The organism is Mucilaginibacter aquariorum (assembly GCF_024498135.1).
Classification (GTDB): Bacteria; Bacteroidota; Bacteroidia; order Sphingobacteriales; family Sphingobacteriaceae; genus Mucilaginibacter; species Mucilaginibacter aquariorum.
The window spans coordinates 89194-108039 of the sequence record NZ_JANHOH010000001.1; the positions used below are offsets into that span (position 1 = coordinate 89194).

11 protein-coding genes are annotated in these 18846 nt (G+C 42.7%); 9 read left to right on the plus strand and 2 right to left on the minus strand.

The features are described 5' to 3' along the window. Positions 1-54: 54 nt before the first annotated feature. Positions 55-4278 (minus strand): hybrid sensor histidine kinase/response regulator transcription factor, encoded by a 4224-nt coding sequence (locus NPE20_RS00385; protein ID WP_256536605.1) that lies wholly within the window; start codon positions 4276-4278, stop codon positions 55-57. A gap of 242 nt (positions 4279-4520) precedes the next feature. On the opposite strand from NPE20_RS00385, the gene NPE20_RS00390 reads away from it, so the two are divergent. The 9 genes from NPE20_RS00390 to NPE20_RS00430 all read left to right on the plus strand — a co-directional run bounded on the left by NPE20_RS00390 (position 4521) and on the right by NPE20_RS00430 (position 16049). Then, positions 4521-5318, plus strand: a complete 798-nt coding sequence (locus NPE20_RS00390; RefSeq protein ID WP_256536606.1) for a glycoside hydrolase family 16 protein — start codon at positions 4521-4523, stop codon at positions 5316-5318. Between the two features lie 107 nt (positions 5319-5425). Then, positions 5426-8521, plus strand: coding sequence for a SusC/RagA family TonB-linked outer membrane protein (locus NPE20_RS00395; protein WP_256536607.1), 3096 nt, complete (start codon positions 5426-5428; stop codon positions 8519-8521). A gap of 17 nt (positions 8522-8538) precedes the next feature. Beyond that, positions 8539-10104: a RagB/SusD family nutrient uptake outer membrane protein gene (locus tag NPE20_RS00400; protein WP_256536608.1), complete on the plus strand. Its 1566-nt coding sequence runs from the start codon at positions 8539-8541 to the stop codon at positions 10102-10104. 36 nt (positions 10105-10140) lie between these two features. Continuing rightward, positions 10141-11571, plus strand: a complete 1431-nt coding sequence (locus tag NPE20_RS00405) for an aryl-sulfate sulfotransferase (protein WP_256536609.1) — start codon at positions 10141-10143, stop codon at positions 11569-11571. Next, positions 11558-12802 carry a chromate efflux transporter gene (chrA, locus tag NPE20_RS00410; protein WP_256536610.1) on the plus strand — a complete coding sequence of 415 codons (1245 nt, stop codon included), beginning with the start codon at positions 11558-11560 and terminating at the stop codon, positions 12800-12802. The genes NPE20_RS00405 and chrA overlap by 14 nt, the downstream gene beginning before the upstream one ends. Continuing rightward, a complete protein-coding gene (locus NPE20_RS00415; RefSeq protein WP_256536611.1) occupies positions 12799-13806 on the plus strand; it encodes a sulfotransferase family protein in 1008 nt (335 codons plus the stop codon). Before chrA ends, NPE20_RS00415 begins: the two co-directional genes overlap by 4 nt. 21 nt (positions 13807-13827) lie before the next feature. After that, positions 13828-14094: a hypothetical protein gene (locus NPE20_RS00420; protein WP_256536612.1), complete on the plus strand. Its 267-nt coding sequence runs from the start codon at positions 13828-13830 to the stop codon at positions 14092-14094. Between the two features lie 653 nt (positions 14095-14747). Beyond that, positions 14748-15527 carry a carbonic anhydrase gene (locus NPE20_RS00425; RefSeq protein WP_256536613.1) on the plus strand — a complete coding sequence of 260 codons (780 nt, stop codon included), beginning with the start codon at positions 14748-14750 and terminating at the stop codon, positions 15525-15527. Positions 15528-15818: 291 nt separating this feature from the next. Continuing rightward, on the plus strand, positions 15819-16049 hold the full coding sequence (locus NPE20_RS00430) for a hypothetical protein (protein WP_256536614.1): 231 nt from the start codon (positions 15819-15821) through the stop codon (positions 16047-16049). A 191-nt stretch (positions 16050-16240) separates the two neighbouring features. Here the strand turns inward: NPE20_RS00430 and NPE20_RS00435 are convergent, their stop codons facing one another. Beyond that, complete coding sequence (locus tag NPE20_RS00435) at positions 16241-18652, minus strand: TonB-dependent receptor (RefSeq protein WP_256536615.1); 2412 nt, start codon at positions 18650-18652, stop codon at positions 16241-16243. Between the last annotated feature and the right edge of the window lie 194 nt (positions 18653-18846).

The window sequence follows — 18846 nt, forward strand, 5'->3', positions numbered from 1 at the left end:
ATATATTTGATTAGTTAGATTGAGGCCCGGTATTGCGATTGCAATCCGGGTTTTTTATTTAGGCCTGCTTTCCTGTTTCTGAATTTTACTCAGATATTCCTTTGGTGCAATTCCAAACTGCTTGATAAACGATTTGGAAAAATAGGAGGGGGAGTTAAACCCGACCTCATAAGCTACCTGGTTGATATTATATTTTCCTTCCATTAATAGTTGCAGGCCTTTTTTTACTCTTATGCTGCGTATGAAATCATGTACACCCTGCCCGGTTAACATTTTAAATTTAGCATAAAGGACGGTACGGCTCATAGCCGTTATATCGCCTATTTTACGGCTGTCTAGCGTGTTATCGGCAATATTGGCTTCCACAAAAGCAACAACCTTATCTAAAAACTCTTTATCAACTTTGTTATAGGTCAGTGTATCCGGATAGATCTCCTCAGAACTGGCATATTTTGATCTCATCCGGACCTGGGTCATGATCAGATTATAGATCACCTGGAATAAGATGGGCTGGCTGACAGGTTTCATGAGGTACGCATCTGCCCCGGCCTCGTAACCCGATAGCTGGCTGTCATGATTGGTTTGACTGGTAAGCAGGATAACGGGGATATGGCTGGTCAGCGGATTGCTTTTAATGACGTTACATAGTTCCAGCCCGCTCATTACAGGCATGATCATATCAGAAATAATAATATCCGGCTGCATACGTATAGCTACATTAATCCCTTCTTCACCATCCTCCGCCTCCATGATCTCAAAAGAGGGTTCCAGTATCAGCCTTAAGTAGGACCGGATCTCTATATTGTCGTCAACAAACAAAATGCGCTTGCCCTTGATCTTTTCAACCTTCTGTTCCGCGAATACATCTTTAAAATAGCTTTCGGCCTCTGATTCCTTTAAATAGGTTCGTGTGGATAATGCAGAAATACCTTTCGGCAACCTGATGATAAAAGTCGATCCCTCGTTCGGTAAGCTGCTGATGGTTATAGAGCCATCATTGGCTTCCACAAATTCCTTGGTTATCATTAATCCTAATCCCGTGCCTTTTTCTCCTGCTGATCCTAAAGAAAGCACCTGCCTGTCGATGTTAAAGATGTTTTCCAATTGCTCCTCGGACATGCCAATACCTGTATCATGAAAAATGATCTTCACCTCTTTCTCCAGTTCTTCGGCTTCTATCCAGATCTGTCCGTATGCCGGCGTAAACTTTATACAATTACCCAGGATGTTACGTATAACCGTATCTATCATATCCTTATCGGCATAAATAGCCAGGCCGGTATCTACGTTGGTGCATAACCTGATGTTTTTGTTTCGCATTTGCTGATCCAGCAGCTGCTCGTTTTTTACAACAAGGTCAAACAAGCTCAGATCCGCAGGGAAACACCTCAGGTTTTGATTTTGCGTTTTAGCCCACTCCAGCAGGTTTATCAAAAGATTTAACACCGAGTTCGAACTGCTGCTGATATCTGAAATATATTTAGCGACCGCAGTTTGGGTAAGGCGCGGCAATTGCTTTTTCAGATTCTCGGATATGCCGGATATGGCCGCAATTGGATTTCTAAGGTCGTGCGCAAGGATAGAAAAAAAACGGTCTTTCGTCTTGTTGGATATTTCCAGTTCATTTATCGTTTTCTCTAGTTCGTGATTTTGATAAACAATTTGTTTTTGCTGATCCATGATCTGGTCAGCTTTGGTGAGCACTTCCCGGTTGAACTGTTCAAGCTTTACGTTTTGCTGCTTGAGTTCAAGCGTTCTTTTTTCGACCTCGGCCGCCAGTATTTTGTTACGCAAACGGATAGAGGCCACCCGCCTGTAAAATATAAATACGATAAGCGCTGCGGTGCTGGCAACTGCACATAGGTAAAACCACCAGGTTTTCCAGAATGGAGGGGTAACCGTAATCGTTAATGTAGATATATTTTTCGAAAATACGCCCTCATTATTTAGTCCCCGTACCTTCAGATAATAGGTGCCCGGATCCAGATTCGTATAGGTTACGCTGTTTTTTAAACCCAGGTCCTGCCACTGCCGGTCGAATCCTTCCAAAATGTAGGTGTACCGTTTTTTTTCCTTGTTAACATAGTTAAGGGAGGCGAAATCTACCGTGATGACAGACTGTTTGTGACTAAGCGTAATATGGTCATTATAAACTATGCTGTTTTTTAACGGCGAGTCGCCCTCATCATTTCCGGCAACAAGTACTTCTTTATTAAATATCTGGAAGCCTGTAAAAAGCAGTGGCGGGTTGAAAGGAATACTGGTAATATGATCCGGGTAAAATTCATTAAACCCATTTACGCCGCCGAGATATACCTGGCCTGCCCGGCTAAACCATTTTGCTGATTTGAACTCGTTCGACTGTAACCCGTCGGCAATGGTGTAATTTGTGAATTTGCCGCTAATGAGGCTTAACCGGCTTAAGCCGCCGGTAGTGGCTATCCACAGGTTATTCCCCCGGTCACCGGTGATACTCCTGACCAGATTGCTGGGTAAACCATTTGTGCTGTAATATTTGGTAAACCTGGCCGTACGCCGGTCAAGTTTATTAAGGCCGTCATTGGTACCAATCCACAGATTATATGCTCCATCCTCGTATACACTCGAGACGCTGTTATTGCTTAAGCTATTTGGCGTCCCGTTGTTTTTGTAGTTAGTAAAACGATTGGTTTGGGTATTTAAGACAGAAAGGCCTGCACCATCGGTGCAAACCAGTATATTGCCGTTATGGTCTTCGTTGATCGATAATATATTGTTATTGCCAATGCTGTGCGGATCATCATTATCATGGATGTAATGCTTAAAGCTATCCGTTCTCTCATCATACAGATCAAGTCCCCCGCCATAATTACCCACCCAAATACGCTTCTCTTTATCTTTGAAAATGTAAAAAGCGTAATCGCTGTTGAGGCTTCCGGGTAATTTTGGATTATGACGGTAATATTTAAAACCTTTGGTTTGGGGATTGTAAACGCTGATCCCGCCGCCCCATGTTCCTGCCCATATTAATCCACGGCTGTCTTCTGTAACAGAGAGTACATAATCGCTGGATAAACCTCCCGTTATATGTCTCAAATTGTAGAAGTATCCCTTTTTCCGGTCGAAAAGATCGAGTCCCCCGCCATCAGTCCCGATCCAGAGGTTTTGCTTACTGTCTTCATAAAAGCAATTGACGATATTGTTGCTCAGGCTGTTCTTATTGGCCTCGTGTTTATAATGCGTAAAGTTATCTGCATCGCGTTTAATGAGATTAATGCCCCCGTTTAACGTACCCAGCCAGATATTCCCTTTTGTGTCTTTAACGATAGCATTAATGGTGTTGCTGCTGATGCTGGTTAAATTATTATCGGTATGGGTGTATTGAATAAATTTATCTTTAGACGGGTCGAAAATATTTACACCACCGTTCTCTGTGCCCACCCAAAGTCTGTGACGGATATCCTGCCCCATGGCAAGCAGGAAATTAGTGCTCAGCGCGCTGTTCTCATGTGTATAGATTCTGAATTTACCGGTAGATGGTTCCAGGCGGTTTAATCCGCCGCCATAGGTACCTATCCATATAAAATGCGATTCGTCTTCGTAAATAAATTTGATGTTATTATCTGAGATTGAGGACGGTTGGTTATTATCATGTGTATAACGCTTGAAAGTACCGGTTTTCCGGTTCAGTAAGTTAAGGCCGCTGGTTGTGCCTACCCAAATGTTGCGCCGGCTGTCTTCAAAAACCGCCGAAACACTGTTTCCGGTAAGACTGCCTGTTTTGTCCGGCTGGCTTTTATAGTGTCTGAATCTATTGGTCACAGGGTCCAAAACATCCAGGCCATTATCTGCCGTTCCTATCCAGATATGACCATTACTGTCACGGCAGATCGCTTCTATAAAATTGCTGGCTATACTGTTTGATGTGGCATTTTGTTGATAATGTCTGAAGCGGTCGAGCCGCGGGTCATAAAAATTTACGCCACCTTCCCAGGTAGCTATCCATAGGTTTCCGTTCCTGTCATCCGTAATAGCTTTAATATCATTTGAGCTAAGGCTGTTAGGGTTTTGCTGTATTTTCTTAAATACGACAAATTTGTATCCGTCATAACGGTTTAACCCGTCTTTGGTACCAAACCACATAAAACCTTTCTTATCCTGGAAAATGCAGCGGACGGTACTTTGTGATAAACCCTCGTTTATACCGATCTGTTCTGACTTCAGGTCCTGCTTCTGGGCAAGCCCGGCAAGGGCACACATTACAAACATTAAGGATAATACGAGCGGTCGGTAAGCCATGGAATAGAATTCTTTTAATACAAATATTGACGATAATGATGATCCCTGTTAATACTATGTTAATCTCAAAAACCAGGAACTTCATCAGCCAGGATACTTCATTAAAAATAGGGGCAATTTTTTAAGAATTTGTTAAAAATATATTAACACAGGACTATAGTACCGAAAATTCGGACTATCGGAATGATGCCGTTTAGTTGTTGCTTGTACTTTTAGGCAATCAATAAAACCAATTACGGCACATGAATTTTAGAAAAATAATCTTTACCTCAGTTATCAGCCTCGGATTATCGGTACCGGCGTTCAGCCAGGTGTTTTACGACGATTTTAAATCATCTTATATAGATAGTGCCATATGGTATAAACATGATTCAAAGTGGGGGGAAAATCCCAAAAAGGGCACGCATGGGGGTGTAGTTCCAGCCAACGTATATGCGCGTAAAGGCAATCTAATCATCAGAGCTCATGGCGACTTGTATAAAGGGTACGTTCAGGGCCATGGCCAGAACATTAAAGTTGGCGGTGCGATGCGCACTGTAAAGAAATATGCGTCCGGTTCATACGAGGTAAGGGCAAAGATCTGCCCGCAGGTCGGTGCCCTGTCTGCCTTCTGGACGTTTTATTATGAAAACGATAATTACAACCACGAGATTGATTTTGAATTTCCCGGTCATAACCAATCGCCCAATAAACCTGACAGCTCCAGTCTGAAATGGGGACTGATGACCAACTGGACCGGGGTAGGTGAGACACAATATAAAACGACCGATGCGTACTTTGGCAACCAGACGGACGGCCAATATCATTTGTACCGCTTTGAGCTGCACACCGGCGGTAACGGGCAGAAGCCGAGAGTAGAATACTATTATGATAACAAATTAATGCATACTGCCTTTGAACATGTGCCTACTCATGCGATGAATTTCACCATCGGTATATGGTTCCCTAACTGGATAGGCAAGGCAAATTTTGACACCGATTATATGTATGTGGATTGGGTGAAAATCACGCCTTTTCACGAGCCGAATGATGTAAATTAAATACCCCTAAATAATATGCATAAACAATCCAACTTGATGAAGAGTGGCTGATTACAGGCATTGACGCTCTTAAATAACTAATTATCTAAACTTTTAATTGATTATAAATGCAAATTTTTACGAAACAACTCAACTTCCTCTGCAAGCTGTTTTTGAGCATTATGCTTATTACAGCCTGTATTACATCTTTTGCAGCTGCAGCAGCCCTCAAAACGGGCAATGCAGCCCGGAAAATTTTAGTATCCGGCGTGGTAAAAGCACAGAATGGCGAGGTGATGCCTGGTGTTTATGTACAGGAAAAAGGTACATCCAACGGCACTGCTACAGATATAAACGGAAAATACCAGCTATCTGTAGAAGAAAATGCCACGCTGACTTTCCGGATGATGGGTTTTGTCATGCAGGAAGTTCAGGTTGCGGGCAAAACCACTATTAATATTGAACTGGTAACCGATATCAAAGCCCTTAACGACGTTATGGTAGTAGGCTATGGCAGCAAGAACAAAAGCACATTTGCCGGTTCGGCGGTTACGCTTAATGCGGAAGATTTAAATAAAGCATCCTTATCGGTAGCTAACTTGCTGCAGGGAAGGGCCGCAGGCGTGCAGGTACAGCAAAATAACGGTACCCCCGGCGCATCTTTGTCTATCAGGATACGCGGAACCAATTCGATAAATGCGGATAGCGAGCCGTTATACGTAATTGACGGCTTCCCTACCAATAACGGCATCAGCTTTACTATAAACCCCGAAGACATCGCCTCTATCTCTATATTGAAAGATGCGGCGTCCACGGCCATCTACGGCGCGCGTGGCGCTAATGGTGTAGTGCTCATCAGCACAAAGAATGGGAGGAACAAAAAAAGCAATCTGATGATCAGCAGCTCACTGGGTTATCAGCGCGTAGTGGACAGGTTTGACCTTGCCGGCCCGTACGACTTTGCTGTCAGGTTGAATAACATCAATATCGCACAAGGTACTACTGCACCCTACAAGCAATCCCGTCTTGATTCATTAAAAGCAGGCCTCATCGGTACTGACTGGCAGAAACAACTTTTTCGCATGGGAAAGGTCCAGAATCATACTATTGCATTTTCCGGTGGCACAAATAATACATCCGTCTACTCCAGTTTCGACTATTTAGACCAGCAGGGCGTGGTGATCGATTCACGTTACAGGCGTGTTGGCGCAAGGGTGAACATAGATCACGCGGTATCGGATAAATTTAAAATGACTGCGAGGGTATTTGGTAATTATGGCGTACAAAATGATCTGCCGTTGGCTCCGTCTTCTATAAACGGTTTCGTTAAGCAAGTTATTAAAGCAAATCCTGCTTCAACTTTTGACTCCGGTCTTAGTGCCCAGCTTGACGCGCAAAACCCATTGCACTTTATCAAAGCTACGGACAGGTTTAATTCAAACCTGCGTACCAATGGTTATTTTTCATTAAAGTACGAACCCGTAAAAAACCTTGTGTTTCAATCTGATCTGGGTGCCGATCTGAACCAAACAAAGATCAACTATTTTGCACCGTCTACCGTGCCGGCAGGTGTTGCTTCAAAAGGCCTGGGTACAATCACCAACATCCAGGAAAGCGACCTGATATTTAACCCTACGGTAAATTACAGCTTCCGTAATAGCGGCAATAACGTTAAGGTGTTACTGGGTTATAACCAGCAGCAGTATATTTATAACGAAGCGGGAACAATCGCTACCAATTTCAGCAGCGATGATCTTGGGGTTGATAATCTGGGTATCGCACAAACGTTTTCGGCTTACTCAGGTAAAAGCCAGATCAAGCGCCGCAGCTGGTTTGGCCGTATCGATTATGACTATCAGAATAAATACATTTTTACGGGTACTTACCGTATAGACGGATCATCTGTATTTGGAGATAATAACAAATTAGGTTATTTCCCTTCAGCAGCGCTGGCCTGGCGTTTTAATGAAGAAGATTTTATCAAGGATCTGGGTATTTTTTCTTCGGGTAAAGCACGTGTGAGTTATGGTCTTACCGGTAATGACCGGGTATCATCAGGAATTTCCCTTGCTACTTTTGCGGGCAACAACTCCACAAAATACACCTTTGACGGCGTTTCTACAGTGAGCGGTATAGCCATCACCAAACTTTCTAACCCTGACCTGAAGTGGGAACAAACCAACGCACTCGACATAGGTATCGACTTTGGTTTTTTTGGCGACCGCATCATACTGGAAGCAGATTATTATAACAAGCAAACAAATGATCTTTTATTGGACAGGAGCATAGCGCCCTCAAGCGGCTTTACAACACTGTTTGGGAATGCCGGCAAGGTAGAAAATAAGGGGGTTGAGTTCTCCCTACAAACCGTTAATATCAATTCAAAAAGTTTTAAATGGAACAGCACAGTCACTTTTGCGTATAATACCAACAAAGTAAAATCATTAGGCAGCAACAATTCTGACATTTATGTAGGTAATCTTAAACCGGATGGAGCAGCCAGTTTCGAGACTCCGTTCATCATCCGCGTCGGGCAGCCCATTGGTGCTATCTACGGGTATGTTTACCAGGGCATCGTACAGCAGGGCGACCCGGTGTTGACGACCACACAGCCAAACTCTCAACCGGGTGATCCCAAATATGCCGATCTTGATAAGAATGGTATCATTAACGCGAACGACCGTAAGATCTTAGGTAGCGGTGTTCCAAAAATGTTTTTCGGATTCACCAATAATATCACCTATAAGAACTTTAATTTGGATATAGTAACCCAAGGACAGGCCGGTGGCAAATTGCTGAACGTACAAAAAGAAGATATGCTTAATCCGTTAGGTCAGGGTAACACGCTGCAGCAAGTGATCACCGATACCTGGTCGCCTACGAATACCGGAGGCACAGTACCGGCAAAAAGCTTTTACGGCACGCCGCATGGCGGATGGGTTAACTCCCGGTTTGTTGAAAGCTCCGATTATATCCGTATTAAAAATATAACACTTGGTTATAACTTTTCTGCCGCGATGTTAAAGTCAATCGGCATTGCCGGCTTGAATATCTATGTAAACGGGCAAAACCTGTTTACGTTCACCAGGTATACCGGGTTAGACCCGGAGGTGGGTAATTTGATCGATAACCAGCAGGCCAATAGAAATGCTGGCCGTGGTATTGATTTTAACGCATATCCGGTTAATAAAATGTACTTATTAGGAGCGCGAGTTACTTTTTAACCCAAATAATAAAACAAATGAAAAATATCATAAAAATATCAACCGTAGTTTGCTGCATCGGCCTTACCGTTATTGCATCCTGCAAAAAGGGCTTGAAAGACGAAACATTTTCAGTATACGACTCAAGTAAACTTACAAGCCCGGAAAACGGGAGCCAGGCTGTTATTGGCGCTTATGCGGCTTTGAAAGATAATGGTGGTTATGGGTATTATGCCGGCTTTTTGTACTGGTTATATGAATATCCTGTAGATGTTGTTACGACCACCATCACATCAAGACAGGGCGTGCAGTTAGACCAGCTTACTTATGATGCTTCAAATTCTGTCATCAACGACGTTTGGGTAAGTATCTTCAAAATGATATCCCGCACAAATGAGGCGGAAGAACTGATCAATAATATTGATTATGCCGGTAAAGGTTCAACAAATACCATCAAGCAGCAGAACCTTGGCGAAGTCCGGTTCTTAAGAGCACTAGCTTATTATGATGCAACATCATTGTGGGGAGATGTCCCGCTTATATTAAAGTCATCATCTCATTTCACCGAGGCCGATCAGAATCCTAAACTGGCACCAAAAGCTGAGGTCGAAGCAGCCATGATCGCTGACCTGGAATTTGCAGCGGCCAACCTGCCTGATGCATACCCCGCAAATGAAGTGGCAAGAGCGGCCAAAGGCGCTGCAACGAGCCTGCTGGCCAGGCTCTATATGCGTCGCGGCGAATGGCAAAAGGCGGCAGATGCCGCAGCGGCTGTCATGAACAAGGGATACGACCTGCGTACAAAAGCAGAAGGTGGCCTGGCATCCATGTTCAATACGAATAACCGCTCGGATAATGAATTTATATTTGTTTTAAAGTCATCCAATGAAGCGGGTGCCTATGGCATCAATTCAAACAGCTTTGGTATCAACTCCACCCCGTGGGACCTCAACAGAGGGTATGGTAACTTCCCGATACATTTAGAATTTTATGCGCAATTCAATAAAAATGATGATCGTCGTAATTTACTGACCGGCAGCTACCAAACTCTTTACGGCCAAACCATGAATGTGCCCGTGGAGTATGGCGGCGAAGGAGGATCTGCGCCGGATGTAGTGCTGGCCAAATATGTCTACAATTTAAAATATCCGCACGTCAATAATTACAACTACGCGGGCTTTAATAATGTAACCATTTTGCGCTATGCCGATATCCTGATGATGCGTGCCGAAGCCCTGAATGAGTTGAACGGCCCGACGCAGGCCAGCATAGATCTGATCAACCAGGTTCGCGAGCGCAGCAATATGCCGGGACTTACCTTATCCGGTTATACGAAGGAAACATTAAGGGACGCCATATTTGATGAGCGCAACAAGGAGTTTTTCATGGAAGGCCGCAGGCGCGAAGACCTGATACGCTGGGGTAGAAGTGCATCTAACGGCGCAACGCCTTTGTTGAAATTTAAAGAAAAGGTTGTGCCGCTGCTTCGGGATGCCAACACCTATTCGAATGCTGTGGATTATACGGTATTCCCTTATCCGCAAAACGAGATTCAAAGCAATACCTCCCTTAGTGCCGATGTAAACAAAGGCAGGGTAAAATAATACTCCTATGATTTACTATAAAATAAGGTAATTTGAATGCGTAAAATTTATAAGATCACATTGATCATTGCAACCGGCCTGGCGCTGGTTGCAATTTTCTTGTTTCAGGACAATTGGTTTTCAGGGCTTTTATTTCCGCTCAAAATCCGGACCGTACAGTTAGTGAACCTGCCTGCCAATCGCCTGCGTTTTAAAGTATTGGTTACCACCAATAAAAAGGCTGCTGTGTATTTAAAATACTGGAGCCGCGGACGTAAGGACACCCTGTATTCGGATGTAAGTAAAGATAGTTTACATCATACCCTTAATATTACCTGTACCATTGCCAACACCGACTATACTTTTGAGGTGATAGCCCGCTCGAAAACTGATTCAATAAGCAGCAACCGGTATCCCTTCGAAACGAAGCCCATATACCAGGCCACTCCTTATTTTACGCTGGTGAGTATGGACCCATCCATTCAAAAGGAGATGGAGGGGAAGTATTTTTTAACACAGATTCTAACCCAGCCGGGCTCTATGGTCATCATTAACCATAAAGGGGATATTGTTTGGTACGAACCCTTTAAAAAAGGTGTAAAGGTGACCAACTGGACGCCCCATCATACCATTTTAAGTATAGTGGGTTCAGAAAAAATCCCGTCATCCGGCGGTGACGAAATCGTAGAAACCGACCTGAGCGGTAAAATGGTGAGGCATTTCCAGCTTGGCAAAGGCGGCATGGATAAGATGGTACACCACGAGGTCCGTTACGATAAAGACGGAAATATTTACGCGCTCACGTTTGATAAAAAGGTGTTTGACCTCACCAAAGCAAAGGGTTTACCGCGGGATACCGTACACGGCGACGGCATCGTGGTGTTTAACAAATCAGGGCGTAAAATATGGGAATGGAGTATGCTTGATCACCTGGACCCGCTTGGCGACCCGCTAATCTTAAAACATAAGAAAGACTGGGTGCATGCCAATTCGCTTTTTAAGGATACCGATGGCAACTTCCTGATTTCCTACCGTGATCTTAACCAGGTTTGGAAGGTTGACCACAAAAATGGGAAGGTTTTATGGAAGCTTGGCGAAGGCGGTGATTTTGCCCTGAAAAAGGATGAGCTGTTTTATTCGCAGCATGCCGCGTATTTTGACAGCGGTCATCACCTGGTCATGCTGGATAACGGGACCAAAACCGGCATTACCCGTGAAATTACATTTAAGATAGACGAAGCAGGTAAGAAAGCGGAAGCGCTATCCATCATTACCCTGCCTAAAAATTATTACACCACGGCAAAGGGTAATGCCCACGCCATGGCCGGTAATAAAATGCTTTTTTGCTTAACCGACCCGCGCGCCTTCTTAATTACCAACAAGCAAGGGAAGATCTTATGGAACGTACAGGTTGGCGGCGACCCTTACCGGTTAGAAGAAATAGACGGTTTTTTAAATTACAAACCCACTGACAATGATCACAATTAACACAACAGCGGATACCGTTGAACAACCCTCACCGGATGCTGTAAAATCAACCGGCTTAAGCTACCTTTTCCTGACGTTTTTACGCATAGGAATGGTTGCGTTTGGCGGCCACATGGCCCTGATAGCCGTTATACAACGCGAAATGGCTGATAAGGACAAGGCCATATCCGAGGAGCTTATTATCGATGGCATCAGTATTGCCAGCTTACTGCCCGGCCCGGTAGCGGTTAATGTGGTGGCTTATATAGGCAATCATCTGCAGGGCGTAAAGGGCGCAGCTGTGAGTATGCTGGGCATGTTGTTGCCCGCATGCACGCTGATGTTCATCCTGTCCTGGTGCTATTTTAATTACGGTTATAAAACCAACCTGGCCGGTATCATGCTGCTTACCTCGGGTACGGTTAGCGCGATTATCTTATCAACAGGAGTTACTATATACAAAAAAGAAGTACATGGCAACTGGTCTAATATTATGATTTGTACGGCTACCATTATCATCACCCTATTTGTAAAGGGGTATTTTATTACCCTGGGATTAATTGCAGCCGGCGGCCTGCTCGGCTATTTCATCAATTCCGATAAAAAAGTAAAAAGCCCTGCTCAGGCCGGGGAACATCCTTTAAAATTAAGCCGTCGCAGCAAAGTGGTATTAATTGTTTTGGGTGTGCTCGAGCTCGGTTTTCTAAGTAATGCGGCCTCCTTTTTTAATAACATTTATTTAAAGCTCGTATCGGTGTTTTCCGGGATAAGTCTGTCCCTGTTTGGCGGTGGATATGTGATAGTACCCCTGATGCAGTCGCTTTTTGTTAACGACTTAAAATGGTTAAGTAACCAGCAATTTGTAGACAGTATATCCTTCAGCCAGGTAACCCCCGGCCCGATACTGGTAAGTGCCTTGTTCGTAGGGTTTAAACTGGCGGGGTTTATTGGCGGGTTGATCGCGGTGGCGGCTATTTTTATACCGTCCGCAACACTGATGCTTGTTGTTTCCAACTTCATTACCAAAAACAGGCATAGTTATACCATGAAGCGTATTTTATCGGGCATAAAGCCGGTGGTTGTTGGTATGATCATCGCCTCTGCCATATTACTCATCAAAACCATGACACTTGATGCTGCTCTTATCGTTACCATCATGGTGTCATTTATTTTAAGTTTCAGGTTCAAAGTAAGTCCGGTTTATTTAATACTGGCGTCTTTATTTTTAGGTTTTATCATTAATTATATATGAAGGTTTCAGGTATCCAGATCATAGGCACCCAACGCTCGGGATCAAATTTATTAAGGGTTATTTTAGATCAGTCGCCGGAATTAGCTTCGCCGCATCCACCACATGTTCTGGTCACATTTTATCCGCTGCTTAATCTGTATGGGGCGCTTGAAAATAATGAAAACTACTACCGCTTAGTCACTGATGTGGTCAGCTATGTGGCAGCTAACCCTGTTCCCTGGGAAGGGGTTACTTTAACCCCGCAAGATTTGTTTAACCGATCGGCTGTTAATTCGCTGTTTGAACTGAACCGTCTGATCTATGAAAAAGCTGCGGAAAGCAAAGGCGCTAAATATTGGTGCTGTAAAAGCATGAATAATGTTTACTACGCCGGCGAACTGGAAGCGCAGACAGACAAACTGAAATATATTTACTTATACCGGGACGGCCGTGACGTCGCTGCATCGTTTAAAAAGGCCATAGTGGGCGATAAGCACATTTATCATATCGCTACGCAATGGAAAAAAGATCAGGAGGCTAGCCTGGCTCTGGCGAGGTCGATACCGTCCGGCCGCTTTTTCTCATTAAGCTATGAGCGCCTGATAGGCAACCCGGAAGAGACTGTTCGTAGCTTATGCGATTTTTTACAAATCGCCTATAACAGCAATATGTTGAACTATTACACCTCAAAAACCTCGAAGGTTACGGCTGCATCCGGTGAGATGTGGAGCAATCTGGAAAAACCGATCATGACCACAAATACCGGCAAGTATTTGAAAGAATTTCAGGAAGATGATCTGGAAATATTTGAATTGGTTGCAGGGAATGTACTCCTGGAGCTGGGATATCAACTGCAAACCGACAGATCAAATAAACAACTGATAGCGGAAGATAATCTGCTGGAATATTTCAAAGAAAATCATCGGTTAAAACAAGCTGTTATCAAATCCGCCAGGCCATTGGACATTGAAAATCGTATGGGACAGGAAGCTATTTTAAAGGATATCAAAAACAGAAAAGTATAAAGGACTTTTAAAAATTACAATATGATTGACACTATACAGATTATTAATAAAAAAGTGGCTTTGGCACAAATAAGATTTAATACAGAAAGCGACGGATGCAGTTTCTGTTGGCGGTTAATTCTTGACGAAGAAGAGATCATCGTAGATGCTGTTGATATCCGGGCGCCGACTTTTACATCGAAGGATTGGGTCGAACCCATTCAAAAGTTTAAACACCACATTTCCGTTGTTAATTGCGTTATTCATATAGATCAGCAGGGAAAGGCAATCATTACCTCACATGAATAATGCATATGGTCATGCCGGTGGTATCTTCCATGAACAACGTAACCCAAAGGAAGGCTTACTTTATCTGCTTTTGCCTTATTTCAACTTACCTGATCTCTAGATTAGCGCCATACCCGACCAAAGGGCTACCCGTGCAATTGTACGGAAACATGCCCGCAAGGCCCTGGGCGAGCCGTGATGGTGCCAATGGCTAGCCTGAGCTTTCATAACCATGAAATTATGCTTTTGTAAATGATGGAAAGATTATATGCGTATGGCTATTTTCAGATGATGAGGAACTCGAAGATAGGTTTTGGGGAGAATGATTCTTTTCATGGATTCAATGATTAGGGACTCCGAAGTTAAAAAAGAGCATTGAAAAGATGTCCCTCAGCAAAAGAATAATAAGGTATTAACTTAACTACAGGCAGAGTACCATTCTTTCTAGTCCATAAGACACTTTCTCCTATTTGAATAATTAAGGTACTTACAATTATCGATGCTAAATTGAGGATTAAATGCCCAACGCGATGGTATTGGAATAATTAGTTATTATTCAAAAACTTGTTTAGATTTAAATAATGATCGATTTATAAACATGCAAAAGGTAGTGATCAACTTCTTCTCCTAGCTACCTAATTAAAAAACAATAAAATCTCTTAGTATCTGCTTAAATGAAAAAATTATCACTTGTAATCATTGTATTGTTTACTCTGCATTATTTTGCTGATGCACAGAAAGTACAACCAGCAACCGTTGTCAAAAAGCACGACCACTCAGTTTCTGCCTCATTAAAATGGGGGCCTGATCATTATATCGTAAATAGAGATTCGGCATTTACTGAACCAAGACTAGCAATAAAAAAGCTGATGGGGGGCAATAGAAGGTTCGTCGAAAATAAATCTATTCGCCCGAGACAGGATGCTGAAACAATAAAAAAATTGGGCTTTGGTCAAAAACCCTTTACAACCATTGTAAGCTGTTCTGATTCACGCGTGCCAAATGAAATTATATTTGACCAGGGTGTAGGTGATTTATTTGTTATCAGAACCGCAGGGCAAGTTTCATCGGCGGCCTCTTACGGAAGCATGGAGTATGCTGTAATAAAATTATATACCAGGTTAATTGTTGTTTTAGGACATACTGAGTGTGGCGCTGTAGCGGCGGCAGTGCAAAGACCTGAAGATGTTCCCGGCCACATAGTTACTTTAATAAATGAAATTAAACCTGCTGTAGCCAAGGTTGCACACATGCCGGGTGGTCCTGTGAATAATGCCGTAAGACAAAATGTAATTGATCAGGTGAATAGCCTCAGAAATTTAGATCCTATTTTACATAAAAAATATTCAAAAGGCGAGATACTGATCGTCGGCGCCGTTTATGATATTCACACCGGAAAAGTGGAGTTTTTAAAGGAAACTTTGCACGATCTTCCGGAGAAGAAATCTAATTAAGCCTTACCGGTGATGAAAATTAAGGTCAACACCTCCTTTTAATATTTTATATGGTTGGATGACCTTTTTTATACCTGCCACTGACGATTGGATAATCAAAGAACCTTGGGAGTTTGGTGAAACGAAACATAGCCGAATAGTGTTCATTGGTAATGACTTAAAGCCTGCAGGCTTCGAAAGAATGCTAAAGTAATGTCTGATCTCCGTGCGATAATCAGAGCTTAACCAGGTAGTTATATACCGGTTCGATAATCGCAAAACTAATCCAAAGGTGCCTATGTGCTGCCGCCGATGAGTAGCGCGGATACTGCACTTCCGGATCAAACCGAACTTGACAACCTGTGCTACCAGTACCGCTATGATGAGCGCAACCGGCTAACGCAGAAAAAACTTCCAGGCAAAGACTGGATGTATATAATATATAATAAGCTCGGTCAGGTGGTAGCCACCCATGACGCTATACAAAGAGGCAAACCCGCCCAAAAATGGACCATTACACGTTATGATGCGAGGGCCGGGTAGTGCTTACAGGTATAAATGCCTATGGCGGGATCGCATGCGCAGATAACCGGTCATAGGTGCAGGTACAAGCAAACGGATTTGCCAAGCCATAAAATATCTGTAAGTACCACCTTTGAGGTGAACTATTATAATGACTACAGCTAATCCGGATGATCAATCTCATATGCTCAAAAGTCTTGGACTATAAAGCTTTACAGTTTAAAAGCTACAGTTGCGCTAAACCTCCGCGGCATCATTTGATTGACATAACTGCCCCAATAAACTTCATTGGTGAGATTATCTAACTTAAGACTCAAACGGAAAATCCTGTTCTCATAACTGGTTACAGCATTTAAAACAGTATAAGATGGTATGTAAAACTCACCGGTGCTACGAGACTGACTAATGTATGCTTTGCTATTATAGTTACCTCCGATGCCAAATGACAGCCCCTTTAAAGCTTTTTTCTGGAAGGCGTAATTAATCCATAAATTAGCTGTTTCGGCAGGGCCTGTCCATTGCCTTAATCCATCAATATCCGGATTTGTATTGATGGCATATGCTTTATTATGCGAATAGCCGGCAACTACGTTGAACCCTTTAGTAAGGTTAGCGATCAGCTCTCCTTCAAACCCTTTACTGGCTTGTCCGCCATCCTGAACGGCAAATCCAACCCGGTCAGGATCAAGGCGAATCACATCTTTTACCTTTATATCATAATAACTAAACGTTGAATTCAACATACCATCAAACAGATCAACTTTAAAACCCAGTTCCCATTGATTTGCATTGCTGGGTTTAAAAGCACTTCTCTCGCCATCGGGTTGTATTACAGGCCCGTTATTTGTAAAACCATTCATGTAATTTCCAAATAGGGATACCTTTTCAGGGATAACCTGATAAACAAGCCCTAATTTGGGAGATAAATTGGTTTGATTGTATTTTCCAGTGGTTGTATCAGCCGTAACATTGTATGATCCTCCCGAACTGAAATTATCAAACCGAAGGCTCACCATAGCCATAAAATCAGACGTAATATTAAACACATCAGAAAAATAGGCGCTATAGGTACTTTGCGAAGATATATTTCTGATCGGACTTAGTTGAGCAAGAGTGGCATCAACAGTTTGTTTACTGATGTTGGTATACTCCGGATCTTTTCCTATTAGTTTTACCTTATCAAATGGATAGGCAATTAAAAAATTCTCATTAGCGCGGTTTGTATAGTAATCGAGCCCGATAACCAATCTATTTCTATGATTGCCAATCCTGAAATCACCCGTAAAGTTTTGTTGAGCCTCAATGGTATTATAATTTGAATTACTGTACCGGATATTTCTATTCACCGAATCTCCATGAATTTCATTCCATACCCGGTAGCCATCACTTGAATGTTTGGTTTGAGATAGAATAGTCTGAGATTTCCACCTGTCTGATAATTTATAATTTACTTCGGCAATCAAACTTACCGAGGGCTTCGATTCAGTAAGATCATTGCCTTGATAATATCGCTTCCAGTTCAGATCCAAAGTTTTTGGATTTGTTTGCGTAAATGAATTTTCAGGAAACAAACGGTGAAAGTCATTTGACTTTTGCTGGTAAATTTCTGCATCTAACGAGATTGATAGGCGATCAGTTACCTGATAAAGTAAGGAAGGGGCTATAAATAATCTCCTGGTAAAACCAGCATCCATGTAGTTGCCCTCGTCATGGTAAGCTATATTTGTACGCAGCAATAAGCCTTTTTCTTTATCTAAAGGGGTATTGATGTCAGCGGTAATCCTGCTTAAATCGTAACCGCCTATAGTATAACTAACCTCTCCTTTAAATGTACCGAACGGTTTCTTGGTAACCCGGTTAATTAAACCTCCAAATGAAGTTAAACTATTGCCAAATAACGTTGCTGATGGTCCTTTTAATACCTCAATACTCTCGATATTTGCTACCTCTAAGCTATTGTCCTTGTTATCCTGAACGCCGTTTCTAAGTAAACTTTGGTTTGAAAAGCCCCTCATGTAAAATGAATTGCTTCCATTAACCAGACCCTGACTTACGCCGGTTACGTTTTTCAGTACGTCATTATAACTAATGATCACCTGGTCTTGCAGGAGGTCTTTGGGTACAACGTTATAAACCTGCGGATTTTCCAGGTTTTTGAGAGGCAGCTTTGCCACACCGTCGGTCTCTTTTTTAGCGAATTTATTATAGCCCGAAGTAATCACTACTTCTTTCAAAGTCTCATTGTCTTCACGCAGCACAAAATCGGCCGTAATCGTTTCGTTGGCTTTAACATTGATTTGCCTGTTTTGCGAAACAAGGCCAATGTGCTTTACCGTTAAGGTATAAATACCTGCCGGAATGGTGGTCAGTACATAATTGCCACTCTCGTCTGTTTTGGTTGCTTTAACACCTGTTAATGTAACACTTACTAACGGTGCTGTGTTGCCATTGGCAAGGGTGATCGTGCCTTTAACGGTACCGGTTTGTTGCTGCGCGAAAGCCAATACTGAAAAAAATAAACATATCAATAACGCCATTGCGGCTTTATAAACCGGATGCGGTATGTTGAGGAAGGTAAAATGTTTAGACGTAAAAGCAGATCTGCATAGTAAAATAGATTTCATAGTTTTGTTGAAATGATTAATTGATTAAAGGATTAGTTAACATTACCCGGTGTGAAGTTTGGCGACCAAGCACCGGGTTCTTTGTTTAGCGGGAAATGATCAGGGCGGGGCTTTACACATGGGTTGTTCTTTATACAAGTAGATGTCACAAAGAAAAGTCTTATTTAGAATAAATCCAAATAAGATATGGAATA